Origin of the sequence: Pseudomonas sp. Marseille-Q5115, assembly GCF_916618905.1 — a bacterium.
Classification (GTDB): domain Bacteria; phylum Pseudomonadota; class Gammaproteobacteria; order Pseudomonadales; family Pseudomonadaceae; genus Aquipseudomonas; species Aquipseudomonas japonica_A.
In genome coordinates, this window is sequence record NZ_CAKAKI010000001.1 from 3850001 (window position 1) to 3864985 (window position 14985).

The following is a 14985-nucleotide window of genomic DNA, read 5'->3' on the forward strand; positions in this document are numbered from 1 at the left end:
GGCCACTAGGAAGGCGGCGTTCTCGCGCCTGGGTCCAGCGCGGATGATCAACCTGCGGATTGACGTTGGCGTAGAAGCCATATTCGTCCGGTGCTATGCCCTGCCAGGTGGTGCGCGGCTGTTCGGTAACCAGGCTCATTCGAACGATGGATTTGATCCCCTTGAAGCCATATTTCCACGGCACGATCAGGCGCAGTGGCGCACCATTCTGGTTGGGCAGCTCCCGCCCATACATGCCTACCGCCAACAAGGTGAGAGGGTGCATGGCTTCGTCCAGGCGCAACCCTTCTTCATACGGCCACTGTATATAGGAGAAGCTCGAGCGCTGACCTGGCATTGTGGCCGGATCCTGCAGGGTCTCGAAGCGCACATAGCGAGCTTTGGAGGTGGGCTCTACCTGCTTGAGTATGCTGGCCAGCGGGAAGCCAAGCCAGGGAATGACCATCGACCAGGCTTCGACGCAACGCAGCCGATAGATGCGTTCTTCAAGCTGACTGGGCTTCACGAAGTCTTCAAGTGCATATTTGCCGGGCTTGCCCACTTCCCCATCAACAACGATCGACCAAGGTTCGGTTTTCAGGCTACCCGCGTTTTGCGCAGGGTCGCCCTTGTCGGTACCGAACTCGTAGAAGTTGTTGTAGTGGGTGGCATCCTTGAAGGGAGTAATGGCTTCGCCCTTGGCCGTGATTGCCTGCCAATGGGTTTGCTTGAGTTTTTCCTGGAACCAGGCCGCAGGCTTGCCGGGTTCGACGCCTTCGTACGCGGACGCGCTGGAGGAGTCCGCCCAGGCCGGAAGCGATGCCCCGGCTGCCAACGCGGCAGCGCCTGCCATAAGGGTTCGGCGAGAGAGATAGGCAGCTTGAGGGGTAATTTCAGATTCGTGGCAGGCGGATGCCTGGCTAACCTTGATAAGCATTGGGCACACTCCGAGCGATCAGTTGCTGGATCGTGAGACGAAGTGTGCCCTGATTTATTTCATCTGTGCCGACGAAGGCGCAACAAATGTTGGATCGGCCCGGATGCCGCATAGATGAGGAAGATCAACAGAAGGATCTTCGGCGGGTCGATGAACACAACGGCGAACACCAGCACAACCGCCAGGATGGCAACAAAAGGCACCCTCCCCTTCAAGTCGAGCTCCTTGAAGCTGTTGTACTTGATGTTACTGACCATCAGCATGCCGGCACCGGCCACCAGGATAGCCACCAGGAACGACAGCTTGGCTCCAGGGATTTCCAGGTCGCTCATCGCCCACACTGTCCCGGCCACCACCCCTGCCGCCGCAGGGCTCGCCAGGCCAATGAAGTAGCGCTTATCCGCCTTGCCTACCTGAGTATTGAAGCGGGCCAGCCGCAGGGCAGCACCGGCAACGTAGATAAAGGCGACCATCCAGCCCACCTTGCCCATGGCACCCAGTGCCCAGACGAACGCCAGCAGCGACGGCGCCATTCCGAAGGCAACCATATCGGACAGCGAATCGTACTCCGCGCCGAACGCGCTTTGGGTATTGGTCATTCGCGCTACACGGCCATCAAGGCCATCGAGCACCATCGCGACGAAGATCGCAATGGCGGCAAAGGAGTAATACTTCACTGCCTCGGCCGAATTGCCCGCGCTCAAGGCGCTCTGGGCTGTGATCGAGTTGATGATGGAATAGAAACCGGCAAACAGGTTTGCGGTAGTGAAGAGGTTAGGCAGCAGGTAGATCCCACGGTGCCGCACTCTACGCCCTTCGGCATCCTGACCCTCTTCAACATGCTCGTCGACAGGGAGCAGGCTATCGGCGTCGGGGACCGTGTTCGGCTCTTCAGGGCGTTCGCTCATAAACAGTACCTTGCAACGTGTGAAAAATTTCGACAGACGCTCGAGACGAGGGTTCGTCCGCAAACGTTGCAGCTTTATACCAGAAGGCCACGCTGGAAACGAAAAAACGCGGCCGAGGCCGCGTTTTCCGTTGTAACAAAGCGCGATCAGTTCTTGGCTTTGTCGACGATCTTGTTCGCCGAGATCCAAGGCATCATCGAACGCAGTTGCTCACCGATCACTTCGATGCCGTGCGCTGCGTTGTTACGGCGGCGAGCGGTCATGGACGGGTAGTTGGCGGCGCCTTCAGCGATGAACATCTTGGCGTACTCACCATCCTGGATGCGCTTGAGTGCATTGCGCATGGCCTGACGGGATTCGGCGTTGATCACTTCCGGGCCGGTAACGTACTCGCCGTACTCAGCGTTGTTGGAGATCGAGTAGTTCATGTTGGCGATGCCGCCTTCGTACATGAGGTCAACGATCAGTTTCAGCTCGTGCAGGCATTCGAAGTAGGCCATTTCCGGGGCGTAGCCAGCTTCTACCAGGGTTTCGAAACCGGCTTTCACCAGTTCTACCGCACCGCCACACAGAACGGCCTGCTCGCCGAACAGGTCGGTTTCGGTTTCGTCCTTGAAGGTGGTTTCGATGATGCCGGTACGCCCACCGCCCACGCCGGCAGCGTAGGACAGCGCGACGTTCTTGGCATTGCCCGAAGCGTCCTGGTAGATAGCGATCAGGTCAGGAATACCGCCGCCCTTGACGAACTCGGAGCGAACGGTGTGGCCCGGTGCCTTGGGGGCGATCATGATCACGTCCAGGTCGCTACGCGGAACAACCTGGTTGTAATGGATGGCGAAGCCGTGGGAGAAGGCCAGGGTCGCGCCCTGCTTCAGGTTCGGCTCTACTTCGTTCTTGTACAGTACCGACTGGAATTCATCCGGGGTGAGGATCATGACCAGGTCAGCAGAAGCAACGGCGCTGGCCACGTCAGTGACTTTCAGGCCATGGGCTTCAGCCTTGGCGACGGTAGCCGAACCCTTGCGCAGGCCGACGACGACATCAACACCGGAGTCTTTCAGGTTGCACGCCTGAGCATGGCCCTGGGAGCCGTAACCGATGATGGCGACTTTCTTGCCCTGGATGATGGACAGGTCACAGTCTTTGTCGTAGTAAACTTTCATGAAATTCCCCTGATTATCCTGGCCCTTGGGCCGCCTGCAAAAATGATTTGATTAAATGCTGAGTACTTTGTCGCCGCGCGCGATACCGGTAACGCCACTGCGCACGGTTTCGAGAATGGACGCGGTGCCGACGGCCTGGATGAAGCTGTCGAGCTTGTCGCTGGTACCTGTGAGCTGAACGGTATAAACGCTGCTGCTCACATCCACGATCTGCCCGCGGAAGATGTCGGTGGTGCGCTTGACCTCGGCGCGCTGAGCGCCGGTCGCCTTCACTTTCACCAGCATCAGCTCACGCTCGATGTGTGCACTTTCCGAAAGGTCGACCAGCTTCACCACTTCCACCAGCTTGTTGAGGTTCTTGGTGATCTGCTCGATCACCTCATCATGGCCGATGGTGGTGAGGGTAAGGCGCGACAAGGTCGGGTCTTCGGTCGCGGCAACGGTCAGGCTTTCAATATTGTAGTTGCGCTGCGAGAACAGGCCGACCACCCGGGACAGTGCGCCCGGTTCGTTTTCCAACAGCAAAGAAATGATGTGCCGCATGGTCAGGTACGCTCCGTCTTGCTCAGCCACATGTCACGCATCGAGCCATCCTTGATCTGCATCGGATAGACGTGCTCGCTGGTATCCACCTGAATGTCCAGGAACACCAGGCGGTCTTTCATGGCAAAGGCTTCGGCCATCATGGGCTTGAGGTCCTTGAGGTCGGTAATGCGCATGCCGACATGGCCGTAGGCCTCGGCCAGCTTGACGAAATCTGGCAGCGACTCCATGTACGAATGCGAATGGCGGCTGCTGTAGTTCATGTCCTGCCACTGGCGCACCATGCCCAGTACGCCATTGTTCAGGTTCACGATCTTCACCGGCAGGCCGTACTGCATGCAGGTAGAGAGCTCCTGGATGTTCATCTGGATGCTGCCCTCTCCCGTCACGCAGGCAACGTCGTTGTCCGGGAAGTTCAGCTTCACACCCATGGCAGCTGGGAAGCCGAAGCCCATGGTGCCCAAGCCACCCGAGTTGATCCAGCGGTTGGGCTTGTCGAACGGGTAGTACTGGGCCGCGAACATCTGATGCTGGCCCACGTCGGAGGTCACGAACGCATCGCCCTGGGTAACATCCCACAGAGTACGAATCACGGTTTGAGGCTTGATCAGCTGACCATCGCCTTGCTCGTAGGGGAACAGGCCGCGCTCGCCACGCCATTCGTCGATCTGCTTCCACCAGGCGGCAACCGCTTCCTTGTCCGGGGTTTGCCCCAGCTCTTTATAAGCGGCAACCATTTCAGTCAGCACGCTTTCTACCGGGCCCACGATTGGCACATCGGCCTTGATCGTCTTGGAAATGGACGCCGGGTCGATATCCACGTGAATGATCTTGGCGTTAGGGCAGAACTTGGCCGCGCCATTGATCACACGGTCGTCGAAGCGCGCGCCCACGGCGAAGATCACATCGGCGTGGTGCATGGTCAGGTTGGCGGTGTAGCTACCGTGCATGCCAAGCATGCCGACGAACTGACGATCAGTGCCTGGGTACGCGCCCAGCCCCATCAACGTGTTGGTGACCGGAGCGTTCAGCAGCCGCGCCAGCTCGGTGAGTGGCGAAGACGCACCGCCAAGGATCACCCCGCCACCGGCATAGATAACCGGGCGACGCGCGGCCACGAGCATTTCGGCGGCCTTGCGGATCTGGCCCGAATGGCCCCGCACGGCAGGTGAATAGGAGCGCAGCTTCACCTTTTTGGGGTAGACGTATTCGAATTTCTCCGCCGGGTTGGTCATATCTTTCGGGATATCGACCACAACCGGGCCAGGCCGGCCAGACTCAGCCAGGTAGAACGCCTTCTTCAGGATCTCCGGAATTTCCGAGGGATGCTTGATCATGAAGCTGTGCTTCACGATAGGCCGGGAGATACCGATCATGTCGGTTTCCTGGAAGGCGTCGGTGCCTACCATGGTGCTCGGAACCTGACCAGACAGCACCACCATGGGGATCGAGTCCATGTAGGCCGTGGCGATCCCGGTAATGGCGTTGGTTGCGCCAGGGCCGGACGTTACCAGCACCACACCCGCCTTGCCGGTGGCGCGGGCATAACCGTCGGCCATGTGAGTAGCGGCCTGCTCGTGGCGAACCAGGATGTGCGAGACATCAGGCTCTTTGAACAGGGCATCGTAAACATGAAGGAGAGCACCGCCAGGGTACCCGTAGATGTGCTTGACACCCTCGTCACGCAAAAAGCGGACGATCATCTCAGCGCCGGATAAGAGCTCCACGTTGTTCACCTCAAAAACGCCAGAATACCGCCGGGAGGCGGGTCCATTAGGTTTACTGCCAAGCAGAGCATGAGCGACGGTGGTCGCCGACTACGTCAGCACTGACTGAGCAAGTATTGGGACTTCCCCAAAGTGTTGCGGGGGTTTCCCACCCAGCGCGAGGTAACGCGTTGCGGGTGTAACAGGTCGGCGCGGGTATGCGCCTCATGATCTGCTGAGCGGGTCTGCTTCTGGCAGTCCCTTCACAGCGGACTTTGGATTGTTGTGAATAGCCCCTCGCAAGTCAAGTCATCTGTCGCCTTTCTGCTTCTGTGGTAATTTTGCGCAAAGCCCTTTGGACGAACGGAGCGGACATGCGCCTTACATGCCTGGTGGCCAGCGTGATGCTGGCAGCAATGGGGTCGCTGCAAGCGGCCCAGGTATACAAATGGGTGGATGCCAACGGCGTGACTCACTTCGATGCCAAGCCGCCGACCGGCCAGGCGGCCACGCCTATCGACACTCACGCGCCGCCGCCTGCCAGCCCTGCGAAAGGTTCGCAGAACGAGGACGACGTGGATAACGATCCCGAGCAGAAAGCCGCAAACGATCGTGTTCGGCAGCAGGTGACAGAGCAGGAAGCGCAGACGAAGGAGTTCTGCGACCAGGCGCGTACCAACCTCGCCCAGTTGAACAACAACCCGAGGGTGCGCCAGGAAGTGGATGGCGAATTAAGGCGCCTGACCGAGGAAGAGCGGCAGGCGAAGATTACCGAAACCCGCAAGGCCATCGCTGATCAGTGCCACTGACCGGCAGCCCTTCCCTGCAGTCAGGCCTGGCTGGCGCCAGTGATGAGAAGGTCGAACTCGCGCAGGCAGGCCATGAGGGCAAGGCCCTGACCGGGCCTGCTGGCGTAGACCATTTCAGCCATGGCGAGGATGCCGGAGGCATTTGGCAAGGCCAGGCCGTTCTCCAGGATTAGCTTCATTCGTGGCAGGAAGATCCATTGCAACCACTCCTCGAAGCTGAGCGTGTCCACGCAGAACGGCTCCACACTGGCCAGTGCCTGCTCGCTGGGCGGCTGGGCGGCCCACCATCCAGCCTGACGAAGGGCGCGTTCGATCAGCAAAAGCTGATCGGCAATGGCAGGAAAACGAGCGTCCATTTCCTTGGTCACCCTCGCGCATTCTGACGGGCCTGCGCCGCGCCTGCCGCATCACCCTGTTTCTCGCGCGCCTGCGCGATGGTTTCCCACAGCCGCGCCTGGAGATCCGGGCGCCCATTGGCGTAGCTCAACGCCCGCCGGGCAAACTGCTCGGCCTGGGCAGCGTCACCCTGTGCCAACCTTACCTGGGCGAGACGAAACAGCACCTGAGGCTCACGCGGCGCTATGCGCTGGGCACGCTCCAGGCTGGACGAGGCGCCATTAAGGTCGCCGCCGCCCTGCTGTTGCTGGGCGGTAGTGAGCAGCGCCAACACCGGGCCGTCCAGCTGCTCATCCGCTGCCAGGCCTCCGCTGGAACGCGTGGCCGCAGGAATACCGCTCGGGGCAGACGGCGCAGGTGTATACAGGCTGCCGCTGGCCGCAGGCGTGGGCGGTGTATAGGCAGGGCCATTGGTTACCGGCCCCGGAGTGATCGGGCTGGTACTGATAGGCGCTGCGCTGGCCTGAATCGGAGCACTGGAGGTGGGCACCATCACCATGACGCCGCTGTCTTCGGGGGCAGCCTGCGTAGGGGCCGCCGCGACCGGAGCGCGGTAAGCGGTATTACGGTTGGCCGACACGCGTTCGCTATTAGAAACCCGCGCGCTTTGATCAACTACAGGTATCGAGCCGTGAGGCACGCTTGCACAGCCTTGCAACAGGACTGTCGCGGTCAGCATTGAAAACCACAACTTCTTCACGTCAGTTCCTCAGTCAATTCAGCCAGCCCTTGATCCAGTCCATCACCGGAGCCGCCGGGGACTCGGAGCCGGAATTACATGCCACGCCAGGGGCTGGTTCACTACCTCGAATATAAGGCATCTGCACGGCGTTCGGGCAGCCTTCCGCCGAGCCTTGCCCAGTCTGGGCGTCCACCCAGGCGAGCACGACGTTATCCGGTACCGCCATGTTCAGCGGGAGCGGATCGGCCTTGCGCATGAAATTGGTCCACACCTGCAAGGCGCCGGTGGCACCGGTGTAAGGGGTTTTACCGTTGTCGTCGCGCCCCATCCACACCACCGCCAGCAAATCCTGGCTGAAGCCGGCGAACCAGCTGTCGCGTGAATCGTTGGTAGTGCCGGTTTTCCCGGCCAGGTTCAACGACGAGGGCAACACATTGTAAACCGAGCGCGCGGTACCTTCGCGCACCACACGCTGCATGGCGGTCTGGATCAGGTAAATGCTGCCTGGATCGAAACGCTGCTGGATCTGGAAGGGGTAACGCTTCAACGGCTGGCCTTCGGCGGTCAACACGCTGCGAATACCCCGCATCGGCGTGTTGTAGCCACCGTTGGCAATGGTTTGATAAACCGTCGCCACTTGCATCGGCGTGAGCGCGCCTGCGCCCAGCAACATGGAAGGGTACGCCGGCCAGTTCACATCCACGCCCAGTTTGCCAAGGGTTTTGAAGACATTGGGAATGCCGAGATCAAGGCCGAGGCGAGCACTGGAGAGGTTGTAGGAATGCGCCAGCCCCTGGTAAAGGAAGATGGTGCCGTTGGAGCCTTTTTCGTAGTTCTGCGGCGACCACACCTGCCCATCGGCGCCCTTCACCGAGAAGGGTTCGTCCTTGATCCAGCTGGTAAGCGTGTACTGGCTGGGTTTTTCAAGGGCGGTAAGGTAGATCGCCGGCTTCACCAGCGAGCCGATTGGCCGCACCGCATCCAGGGCCCGGTTGAAGCCGGCAAACCCTGCCTGGCGGCTACCCACCAACGCTTGTACCTCACCACTTTCCGGATTGGTCACCACCATTGCGGTTTCCATCGCGTCACCGCCCTTGCGGGCCGAGAAGCGCTTGAAGCTCTCGCTGACGGCCGCTTCGGCTTTCATCTGCAGGATGGGGTCGAAACTGGTGAATATCCGCAGGCCTTCGCCAGTAAGGTCTTCATCCCGGTAATCTTCGCGCAGCTGGCGCTTGACCAGGTCCAGGAAGCCCGGGAACGAACTGTCTGCCAGGCTACCGCGCTGGGTAACGCCCAAGGGCATTTTCTTCGCGGCGGCCACGGCCTCGGGTGTGGCCACGCCCTGCTCCTGCAGCAGGTCGAGCACCAGGTTACGGCGCTCCAGCGCCCGCTCGGGATATCGACGGGGGTTGTAATACGAAGGGCCTTTTACCATTCCGACCAGCAATGCAACCTGGTGCAACCGGAGCTCTGACAGGGGCTGGCTGAAGAAGAACTGGCTGGCCAGGCCAAAGCCGTGCACGGCCCGTTGGCCATCCTGACCGATGAACACTTCGTTCAGGTAGGCCTCGAGGATTTCCTGCTTGCTGTAATGCAGCTCAAGCAGCACCGCCATCATCGCTTCGGTCAGCTTGCGGCTGAGGCTGCGCTCGTTGGTGAGGTAGAAGTTCTTCACCAGCTGTTGCGTCAGGGTGCTGCCGCCCTGGCGCATCTGCCCCGAGGAGGCGTTGATGTATACCGCCCGCGCGATGGACTTCGGCGATACACCGAAGTGGTGGTAGAAGTCGCGATCTTCTACGGTCACCAGGGTGTCGATCAGGTAAGGGGGCACCTGATCGAGCTTGATGAGAATCCGGTCTTCGAGGTTTTTCGGGTAGATCCCGCCGATCAGCAACGGCTCGAGCCGCACCACGGGGAGCTTTTCGCCGCCGTTGCCAGCCAGGTCGCCAACGTAGTCGCCATTGAAGCGCACCCGAACCGGCCGGGCCTGCTCCAGCCCCTCATAGAACTGGAAACCACGGGTATTGAGCGAGACAGTATTGCCGGCCACCGCAACCTGCCCGGGACCATCCACGGCATTGACGCGGCGATAACCCAGGGCGTCCAGTTCGGTAAGAAAGTCTTTGAGTTCGAGCTTTTGCCCCACGAACAATTCGAGCGGCCGGCCATACACCTTGGCGGGGATGGTCCAGCGCTTGCCGGAAAACTTCTCCTGCACCACGGCATCGAGGTAAATGGCAACGCCAGCCAGCGCCACAAGGCCGACCAGGCTGAGCTTGAGCAGCCAGCCGAGCCACGTGCGGGCGCGATTTGAAGCGGGACGAGAGGGTTTGCGGGGGGATCGGCTACGAGTCATGGCGGCGGATTATACGCAGTTTGCCCCCCCACAAACAGAAACGTTGTTACGGTTTGCACCACCGGCGGTAGCCGCCATAATGAACGGCAATGCCCCTCGACCGCATAAGGATTTTCCGTGAGTCAAGCCCTCGTTGCCGCGCTGCAGAACCCGGCGCTTTACCCTCACCCGGTTGAAGCGTTCGAGCTGATCGAAACACATATCTCCTGGGTTATCCTGACCGGCCCCTACGCCTACAAGATCAAGAAGCCGGTGAATTTCGGTTTCCTGGACTTCACCACCCTTGCCGCGCGCCAACACTTCTGTCAGGAAGAGCTGCGGCTCAATCAGCGCCTGACCGAGGGGCTTTACCTGGATGTGCTGAGCGTGACCGGGAGCGAGCAGGCTCCGGCCCTGGACGGCGAAGGCCCGGCAATTGAATACGCCCTGAAAATGCGCCAGTTCCCGCAAAGCCAGTTGTTGAGCACACTCCAGGCCAATGGCGAACTGGGCAACGAGCATATCGACGCGCTTGCGCAACAGATCGCCGAATTCCACCTGGCCGCACCGCGGGTTCCGCTGGAGCGCAGCGAAGGTACGCCCGAGAGCGTGATGGCCCCGGTGAGCCAGAATTTCGAACAGGTTAGGCCGTTCCTGTCCGACCGCGCCGACCTGGTGCAGCTGGATGCACTGCAGGCCTGGGCGAGCGCAGAGTACGACCGCCTCCTGCCGCTGCTGCAGGCACGCAAGGCCGAAGGGTTCATCCGTGAGTGTCATGGGGATATTCACCTGGGCAACGCAACGATCATCGATGGCAAGGTAGTGATCTTCGACTGCATCGAGTTCAACGAGCCCTTCCGCTTCACGGATGTGTACGCAGATATCGCTTTCCTGGCCATGGACCTCGAAGACCGTGGCCTCAAGTGCCTGTCCCGCAGGCTGGTAACCCGCTACCTCGAGATCACTGGCGACTACGCAGGCCTGCCGCTTCTCAATTTTTACAAGGCTTACCGCGCCATGGTGCGGGCCAAGGTCGCGCTGTTCAGCATGCCGGCCAACGCCGATGGCCTGCAGCGCGCAACCTCGCTGCGCCAATACCGGAACTACGCCACGCTGGCAGAAAGTTACAGCGCCATCCCGTCCCGCTTCCTTGCCATCACCAGTGGTGTGTCCGCCGTGGGCAAGAGCCATGTGGCACTACGGCTGGTCGAAGCACTGGGCGCCATTCGCTTGCGCTCGGATGTAGAGCGAAAGCGCCTCTACGCTGAAGTGGACACCGATGCGCTCTACAGCGAGCAGGCCAGCGAAGCGACCTACCACAAACTGCACGCGCTGGCTGCGCAGATACTGAGCGCAGGCCTTCCGGTGGTCCTCGACGCCACCTACCTCAAGCAGTCACAGCGTGCCGCAGCGCAGGCGGTTGCCCAGGCCCAGGCGGTGCCGTTCTTCATTCTGGATTGCAGCGCTCCCCTGGCAGTGATCGAAAGCTGGCTGGCCCAACGTCAGGCTCAGCAGAACCCGGACCCTTCCGATGCCACACTTGACGTGATCGCGGCACAATCACATAGCCGAGATCCACTCTCCGGAGAGGAGCGGCTAGCGGCGAAAGCGGTCAATACCCATGACGCCAGCAGCGTCGACGCCGTGATCGAAGCGATTCGCAGCCGACTGCCGGGGCTCTGACCTCAACGGCGCGTGAACCAGTCCACACCTTCGGCTTTCGGGTGGTGTCATTATGATGGCGCCACCTTCCCAACGGAGACGCTGCCATGACCCAGCCCAAACTGATCGATTCGCCCCTTTTCGCACTCGTGAGGGAAGAACAGATCGAGGCCTTTAACGAGGCGAAGCGCCGCGAGGGGGCGGTGGACTTCACTGGGGGAGACTTCCGAGGCCTGGACCTGCGCAACCTGGAGGCAGACGGCCTGAACCTCAGCGACGCCTACTTCCGCTCCGCCGACCTCAGGGGCATAGACTTTCGCAATGCTTGCCTGGAAGGCGCCTCGCTCGCCCATGCGCAAATCTCCGGGGCGTATTTCCCGCCGGAACTGAGCGCAGACGAAATCCTGATGTCCGTCAACTTCGGAACCCGGCTTCGGTATCGCACCAAATGACCCTCGGCTAAAGTCCGCTGAGGGGACAGCCCCCTGATCAGGAGCCTGGATGAACGACGAGCTGCAGGAACTGCGAAATTTGGGCAAGACCTCCGCCCAATGGCTCCACGCTGTTGGCATCCACAGTGCAGCCGACCTGCGCCGGCTTGGTGCCGTGGACGCTTATCGCGCTGTAAAAACTCGAGGCTTCCGTGCTTCAAAAGTACTGCTTTATGCCATCGAAGGCGCGCTTCAAGGGGTTCACTGGAGTGACCTGCCTGCCGAGCGCAAGGAAGCCTTGAACAAGGCCTTCAACGCTTCGCCCTCGCCTCGTCCGAACAACTGACCACGCGCCAAGCGCGCACGCTGAGAATGAATCATGTATCTAGTTGGGGAGCAGTCGGCCTACGCCGAAGAATGGATCACACGCTTGCAAGGGTTGCCTTCGCGGCTGTTGGAAGGCGCGCCAGCCAGTGATTCACCGCTGGAATTATCGGCTGACACACTCCTCGGATCGCATATACGGCCCGACCAGCTTTACCTGATCGAGGCCGGGCTTGTGCAAGTGGCCTTGAACGACCGCAATCTGTTCTATCTCAGCGAGGGTGATGTGCTCAACCTTGCACCGGCGCCTGAAGGCCTGGAATGCCGCTATCGCGCCCAGGCGCCTCTGCGCCTTGTTCCTTTTGATCGCCCCACCGCCCTGGCTCACATTGGGGCCGCGGGTAAAAGCGAGCTGCTGGCCGATTACCTGGGGGGGCATGCCTGGTTACTCGCCGAAGCCGTTACCCGGCTGAAACAGCCCGAATACCGTAGCGCCAGCGGCTTCAAACATGTGGCCGGTGGTGAAGTGCTCATCCGCCAGGGGGATGAACCGGATCATGTATTCATCATCATCGACGGTCACGCGGAGGTATTTGTCGACGGCCTGAAGGTGGGAGATGTTGCCAAAGAGGAAATTTTCGGCGCGATGGCAGTGTTCACCGAGGAAAAGCGCACCGCCACCGTGATTGCGAGCACCGCTTGCACAGTAATGATGATCCCGAAGGATCAATTCCTTGCGATGACGCAGTCCAATCCAAAAATTGCACACAGCCTTATCGAGAGCATGGCCAAGAAAATCAATGTGTTAAATCGCCAGCTCACAGGATCTGGCCTGGAGCCGCAATAAGCCCGCGAAAATGCACTTGACTCTCAAATGAGAATAGTTATGATTAGCGCAACTGGTCGCGAGATCAGCCGATAAGCAGCCCGGTGGTTCGGACTCAGCTTATCTCCTCATCAGGCTAATCACGGTTATTGACCCGGCTCTTGCCGGGTCTTTTTTTGCCTGTAAAAAATGTACCTCGCTCAATCCAGCTGAAGGCTGAGCCGGCGGTCAATGAACACTTCCTCCGGCGTAAGGTGTACGCCGTAGGCGAGCACCTCTACACCTTCACTGGCAGCGAGGCGAAGCGCCTGGGCATAGGTGTCATCGATTTCCCAGGCTGGGCGAACGCTCTCGATACCGCTCAGATTCACGCAAAACAGCTGTACTGCCCGTACGCCGCGCCTGGCCAGCGCGGCCAGCTCACGCAAATGTCGCGCTCCCCGCTGGGTCACGGCATCTGGGAAGGCCGCAACTGTGGTGCCATCGAAGCCCAGGGTTACGCTTTTCACTTCCACATAGGCTTCGCTTGAGGCAAAGCCAAGGTGAAAGTCTACCCGGCTGTTTTCTTCTCCATACCGCACCTCGCGGCGCAGCTGGGTATACCCCGCCAGTTCCGGAATCATCCCGGCCAGCAACGCTTCCTCCACCAGCCGGTTGGCTCGCCCGGTATTGATACAGGCCAAGCGCCCTTGGGGTGTTTCCACGATTTCCCAGGTACCGGGCAGCTTGCGCGAAGGGTCGCTCGAGCGGCTGAACCATACCCGGCAGCCAGGCGCCATGCAGTTGAGCATCGAGCCGGTGTTCGGGCAATGCACAGTGAGCTGGCTCCTATCTGCCAGTTCGATGTCTGCGAGAAATCGCTTGTAGCGGCGCAGCAAGGTGGCAGGCTCCAAGGGCGGGTCGAAACGCATCAGCCTTGCCACCGTTGCAGGCCACGGGCAATTCGCTCAACGGCCTGCTCCAGCCGAGGCAACGCCTGGGTGTAGGCGAAGCGCACATGCTGGCGCGCCAGGTGCCGGCCGAAATCGAGGCCGGGTGTGAACGCCACGTGCTCCTCTTCGAGGAAGAACCGGGAGAATGCAAAGGCATCACCACCGAAGCGGCTGATATCCGCGTACAGGTAGAACGCCCCTTGGGGCTCCACTGCAATGTCGAACCCCAGCCCGCGCAGGGCTGGCAGAAGAAAATCTCGCCGCTGTCGAAACGCCTCGCGGCGGCTTTCGAGAATTTCCAGCGTATCGGGCTCGAAACACGCCAACGCCGCATGCTGAGCAATGCTCGGGGCGCTGATGTAAAGGTTCTGGGCCAGTTTCTCCAGCTCAGGCACGGCAGCTTCAGGCGCCACCAGCCAGCCCAGCCGCCAGCCGGTCATGCCGAAGTACTTGGAGAAGCTGTTGAGCACAAAGGCCTCGTCGTTCACTTCAAGTACGCTGTGTGCATCCATGCCATACGTGAGGCCATGATAGATTTCATCCACCACGAGATGGCCATCTCGAACCTCCAGCGCCTCGCTCAACGCTTTCAGTTCGCTCAGCCCAAGCACGGCGCCCGTGGGATTGGCCGGCGAGGCCACCAAAGCCCCCACGGAACGGTCATCCCAGTGCTCGGCGACCAGCCGCGAGTTGAGCTGGTAATGGTCCGCAGGCCCTACGGGCACCAGCTTCGCCTCGCCCTCGATCAGCCTGAGAAAGTGCCGATTACACGGATAGCCCGGATCTGCCAGCAGCCAATGCCGGCCCGGGTCGACCAGCAAGGCACTGGTAAGCAGCAGCGCGCCAGAGCCCCCGGGGGTCACCATGATGCGCGCCGGATCGATGTCCAACCCGTAGCGCTGGCCATAAAACCGGGCGATGGCCTGGCGCAGCGCCGGCAACCCTCGTGCGGCGGTGTAGCCGGTATGGCCGGCAGCAAGCGCAGCCTGCCCCGCCACCACGATGGGTGCGGCGGTGACAAAGTCCGGCTCGCCGATTTCCAGGTGAATCACGTCATGGCCGGCTGCCTGAAGCTCGTTCGCGCGAGCCAGCAGGGCCATCACATGGAAGGGTTCGATCGCGCGGCTGCGCGCGCTGTAAGGCTTGGCCATGACGCGGTCTCGAGTTGCCTGGCAGAGCGGCGATTCTACGGCAAGCTCGCCCGAAAATGCGCGCTTTCGGGGCATAGTTGAATGAACCGCCGTCCCGGTTGTCCAACCGCGTTGCAGCAGCAAATCAGGCTAGACAACCGGGAGTGGCGCACCCGGATTCGATCTGGTAAGTTCGCCCGCTTGCAGTCGCGGGGCCGGCGG

At 60.7% G+C, this 14985-nt stretch carries 15 protein-coding genes (1 of these 15 running past the window's edge); 5 read left to right on the forward strand and 10 right to left on the reverse strand.

The window, feature by feature from the left end; all coding sequences use genetic code 11:
* The 5 genes from msrP to LG385_RS17665 all read right to left on the reverse strand — a co-directional run.
* Positions 1 to 916, reverse strand: partial view of a protein-methionine-sulfoxide reductase catalytic subunit MsrP gene (gene msrP / locus LG385_RS17645; protein ID WP_225775305.1) — the 5' portion only. It extends 98 nt beyond the left edge of the window; only the first 916 of its 1014 coding nucleotides appear in the window; the start codon lies at positions 914 to 916; the stop codon falls past the left edge of the window.
* Between the two features lie 59 nt (positions 917 to 975).
* Complete coding sequence (pssA, locus tag LG385_RS17650; protein WP_225775306.1) at positions 976 to 1824, reverse strand: CDP-diacylglycerol--serine O-phosphatidyltransferase; 849 nt, start codon at positions 1822 to 1824, stop codon at positions 976 to 978.
* 146 nt (positions 1825 to 1970) lie between these two features.
* On the reverse strand, positions 1971 to 2987 hold the full coding sequence (gene ilvC / locus LG385_RS17655; RefSeq protein WP_181117761.1) for a ketol-acid reductoisomerase: 1017 nt from the start codon (positions 2985 to 2987) through the stop codon (positions 1971 to 1973).
* Between the two features lie 51 nt (positions 2988 to 3038).
* On the reverse strand, positions 3039 to 3530 hold the full coding sequence (gene ilvN / locus LG385_RS17660) for an acetolactate synthase small subunit (RefSeq protein ID WP_181117760.1): 492 nt from the start codon (positions 3528 to 3530) through the stop codon (positions 3039 to 3041).
* 2 nt (positions 3531 to 3532) lie between these two features.
* Positions 3533 to 5257 carry an acetolactate synthase 3 large subunit gene (locus LG385_RS17665; protein WP_181117759.1) on the reverse strand — a complete coding sequence of 575 codons (1725 nt, stop codon included), beginning with the start codon at positions 5255 to 5257 and terminating at the stop codon, positions 3533 to 3535.
* A 353-nt stretch (positions 5258 to 5610) separates the two neighbouring features.
* On the opposite strand from LG385_RS17665, the gene LG385_RS17670 reads away from it, so the two are divergent.
* The gene (locus LG385_RS17670) at positions 5611 to 6045 is read left to right on the forward strand and encodes a DUF4124 domain-containing protein (RefSeq protein WP_225775307.1); all 435 of its coding nucleotides are present in this window, start codon (positions 5611 to 5613) and stop codon (positions 6043 to 6045) included.
* Between the two features lie 20 nt (positions 6046 to 6065).
* Here LG385_RS17670 and LG385_RS17675 read toward each other — a convergent pair whose 3' ends face one another.
* From LG385_RS17675 to mrcB, 3 genes are read right to left on the reverse strand one after another with little or no spacing between them, the layout of a single operon-like run.
* Positions 6066 to 6401: a YqcC family protein gene (locus tag LG385_RS17675; protein ID WP_181117757.1), complete on the reverse strand. Its 336-nt coding sequence runs from the start codon at positions 6399 to 6401 to the stop codon at positions 6066 to 6068.
* An 8-nt stretch (positions 6402 to 6409) separates the two neighbouring features.
* Positions 6410 to 7141, reverse strand: coding sequence for a tetratricopeptide repeat protein (locus LG385_RS17680; RefSeq protein ID WP_225775308.1), 732 nt, complete (start codon positions 7139 to 7141; stop codon positions 6410 to 6412).
* Positions 7142 to 7154: 13 nt separating this feature from the next.
* Positions 7155 to 9479, reverse strand: a complete 2325-nt coding sequence (gene mrcB / locus LG385_RS17685) for a penicillin-binding protein 1B (RefSeq protein WP_181117756.1) — start codon at positions 9477 to 9479, stop codon at positions 7155 to 7157.
* Between the two features lie 117 nt (positions 9480 to 9596).
* Between mrcB and LG385_RS17690 the strand changes: the two genes are divergently transcribed.
* The 4 genes from LG385_RS17690 (at position 9597) to LG385_RS17705 (ending at position 12722) form a co-directional block, all read left to right on the forward strand.
* The gene (locus LG385_RS17690) at positions 9597 to 11141 is read left to right on the forward strand and encodes an AAA family ATPase (RefSeq protein ID WP_225775309.1); all 1545 of its coding nucleotides are present in this window, start codon (positions 9597 to 9599) and stop codon (positions 11139 to 11141) included.
* A gap of 86 nt (positions 11142 to 11227) precedes the next feature.
* Positions 11228 to 11572, forward strand: a complete 345-nt coding sequence (locus LG385_RS17695; protein WP_225775310.1) for a pentapeptide repeat-containing protein — start codon at positions 11228 to 11230, stop codon at positions 11570 to 11572.
* Positions 11573 to 11621: 49 nt separating this feature from the next.
* Entirely contained in the window at positions 11622 to 11897 is a 276-nt protein-coding gene (locus tag LG385_RS17700) for a TfoX/Sxy family protein (RefSeq protein WP_181117753.1), read from the forward strand.
* Between the two features lie 33 nt (positions 11898 to 11930).
* Positions 11931 to 12722 carry a cyclic nucleotide-binding domain-containing protein gene (locus LG385_RS17705; RefSeq protein ID WP_225775311.1) on the forward strand — a complete coding sequence of 264 codons (792 nt, stop codon included), beginning with the start codon at positions 11931 to 11933 and terminating at the stop codon, positions 12720 to 12722.
* Between the two features lie 179 nt (positions 12723 to 12901).
* Here the strand turns inward: LG385_RS17705 and sfsA are convergent, their stop codons facing one another.
* Positions 12902 to 13612, reverse strand: coding sequence for a DNA/RNA nuclease SfsA (gene sfsA / locus LG385_RS17710; protein WP_225775312.1), 711 nt, complete (start codon positions 13610 to 13612; stop codon positions 12902 to 12904).
* Positions 13612 to 14784, reverse strand: coding sequence for a pyridoxal phosphate-dependent aminotransferase (locus LG385_RS17715; protein WP_225775313.1), 1173 nt, complete (start codon positions 14782 to 14784; stop codon positions 13612 to 13614). The genes sfsA and LG385_RS17715 overlap by 1 nt, the downstream gene beginning before the upstream one ends.
* Between the last annotated feature and the right edge of the window lie 201 nt (positions 14785 to 14985).

Excerpts from the sequence above, each read along its gene's own strand:
- LG385_RS17670 (WP_225775307.1), top strand. The coding sequence starts at position 5,611 with ATGCGCCTTACATGCCTGGTGGCCAGCGTGATGCTGGCAGCAATGGGG.
- LG385_RS17700 (WP_181117753.1), top strand. The coding sequence starts at position 11,622 with ATGAACGACGAGCTGCAGGAACTGCGAAATTTGGGCAAGACCTCCGCC.
- LG385_RS17705 (WP_225775311.1), top strand. The coding sequence starts at position 11,931 with ATGTATCTAGTTGGGGAGCAGTCGGCCTACGCCGAAGAATGGATCACA.
- ilvN (WP_181117760.1), bottom strand. The coding sequence starts at position 3,530 with ATGCGGCACATCATTTCTTTGCTGTTGGAAAACGAACCGGGCGCACTG.
- LG385_RS17675 (WP_181117757.1), bottom strand. The coding sequence starts at position 6,401 with ATGGACGCTCGTTTTCCTGCCATTGCCGATCAGCTTTTGCTGATCGAA.
- ilvC (WP_181117761.1), bottom strand. The coding sequence starts at position 2,987 with ATGAAAGTTTACTACGACAAAGACTGTGACCTGTCCATCATCCAGGGC.
- sfsA (WP_225775312.1), bottom strand. The coding sequence starts at position 13,612 with ATGCGTTTCGACCCGCCCTTGGAGCCTGCCACCTTGCTGCGCCGCTAC.
- LG385_RS17695 (WP_225775310.1), top strand. The coding sequence starts at position 11,228 with ATGACCCAGCCCAAACTGATCGATTCGCCCCTTTTCGCACTCGTGAGG.
- LG385_RS17715 (WP_225775313.1), bottom strand. The coding sequence starts at position 14,784 with ATGGCCAAGCCTTACAGCGCGCGCAGCCGCGCGATCGAACCCTTCCAT.
- mrcB (WP_181117756.1), bottom strand. The coding sequence starts at position 9,479 with ATGACTCGTAGCCGATCCCCCCGCAAACCCTCTCGTCCCGCTTCAAAT.
- pssA (WP_225775306.1), bottom strand. The coding sequence starts at position 1,824 with ATGAGCGAACGCCCTGAAGAGCCGAACACGGTCCCCGACGCCGATAGC.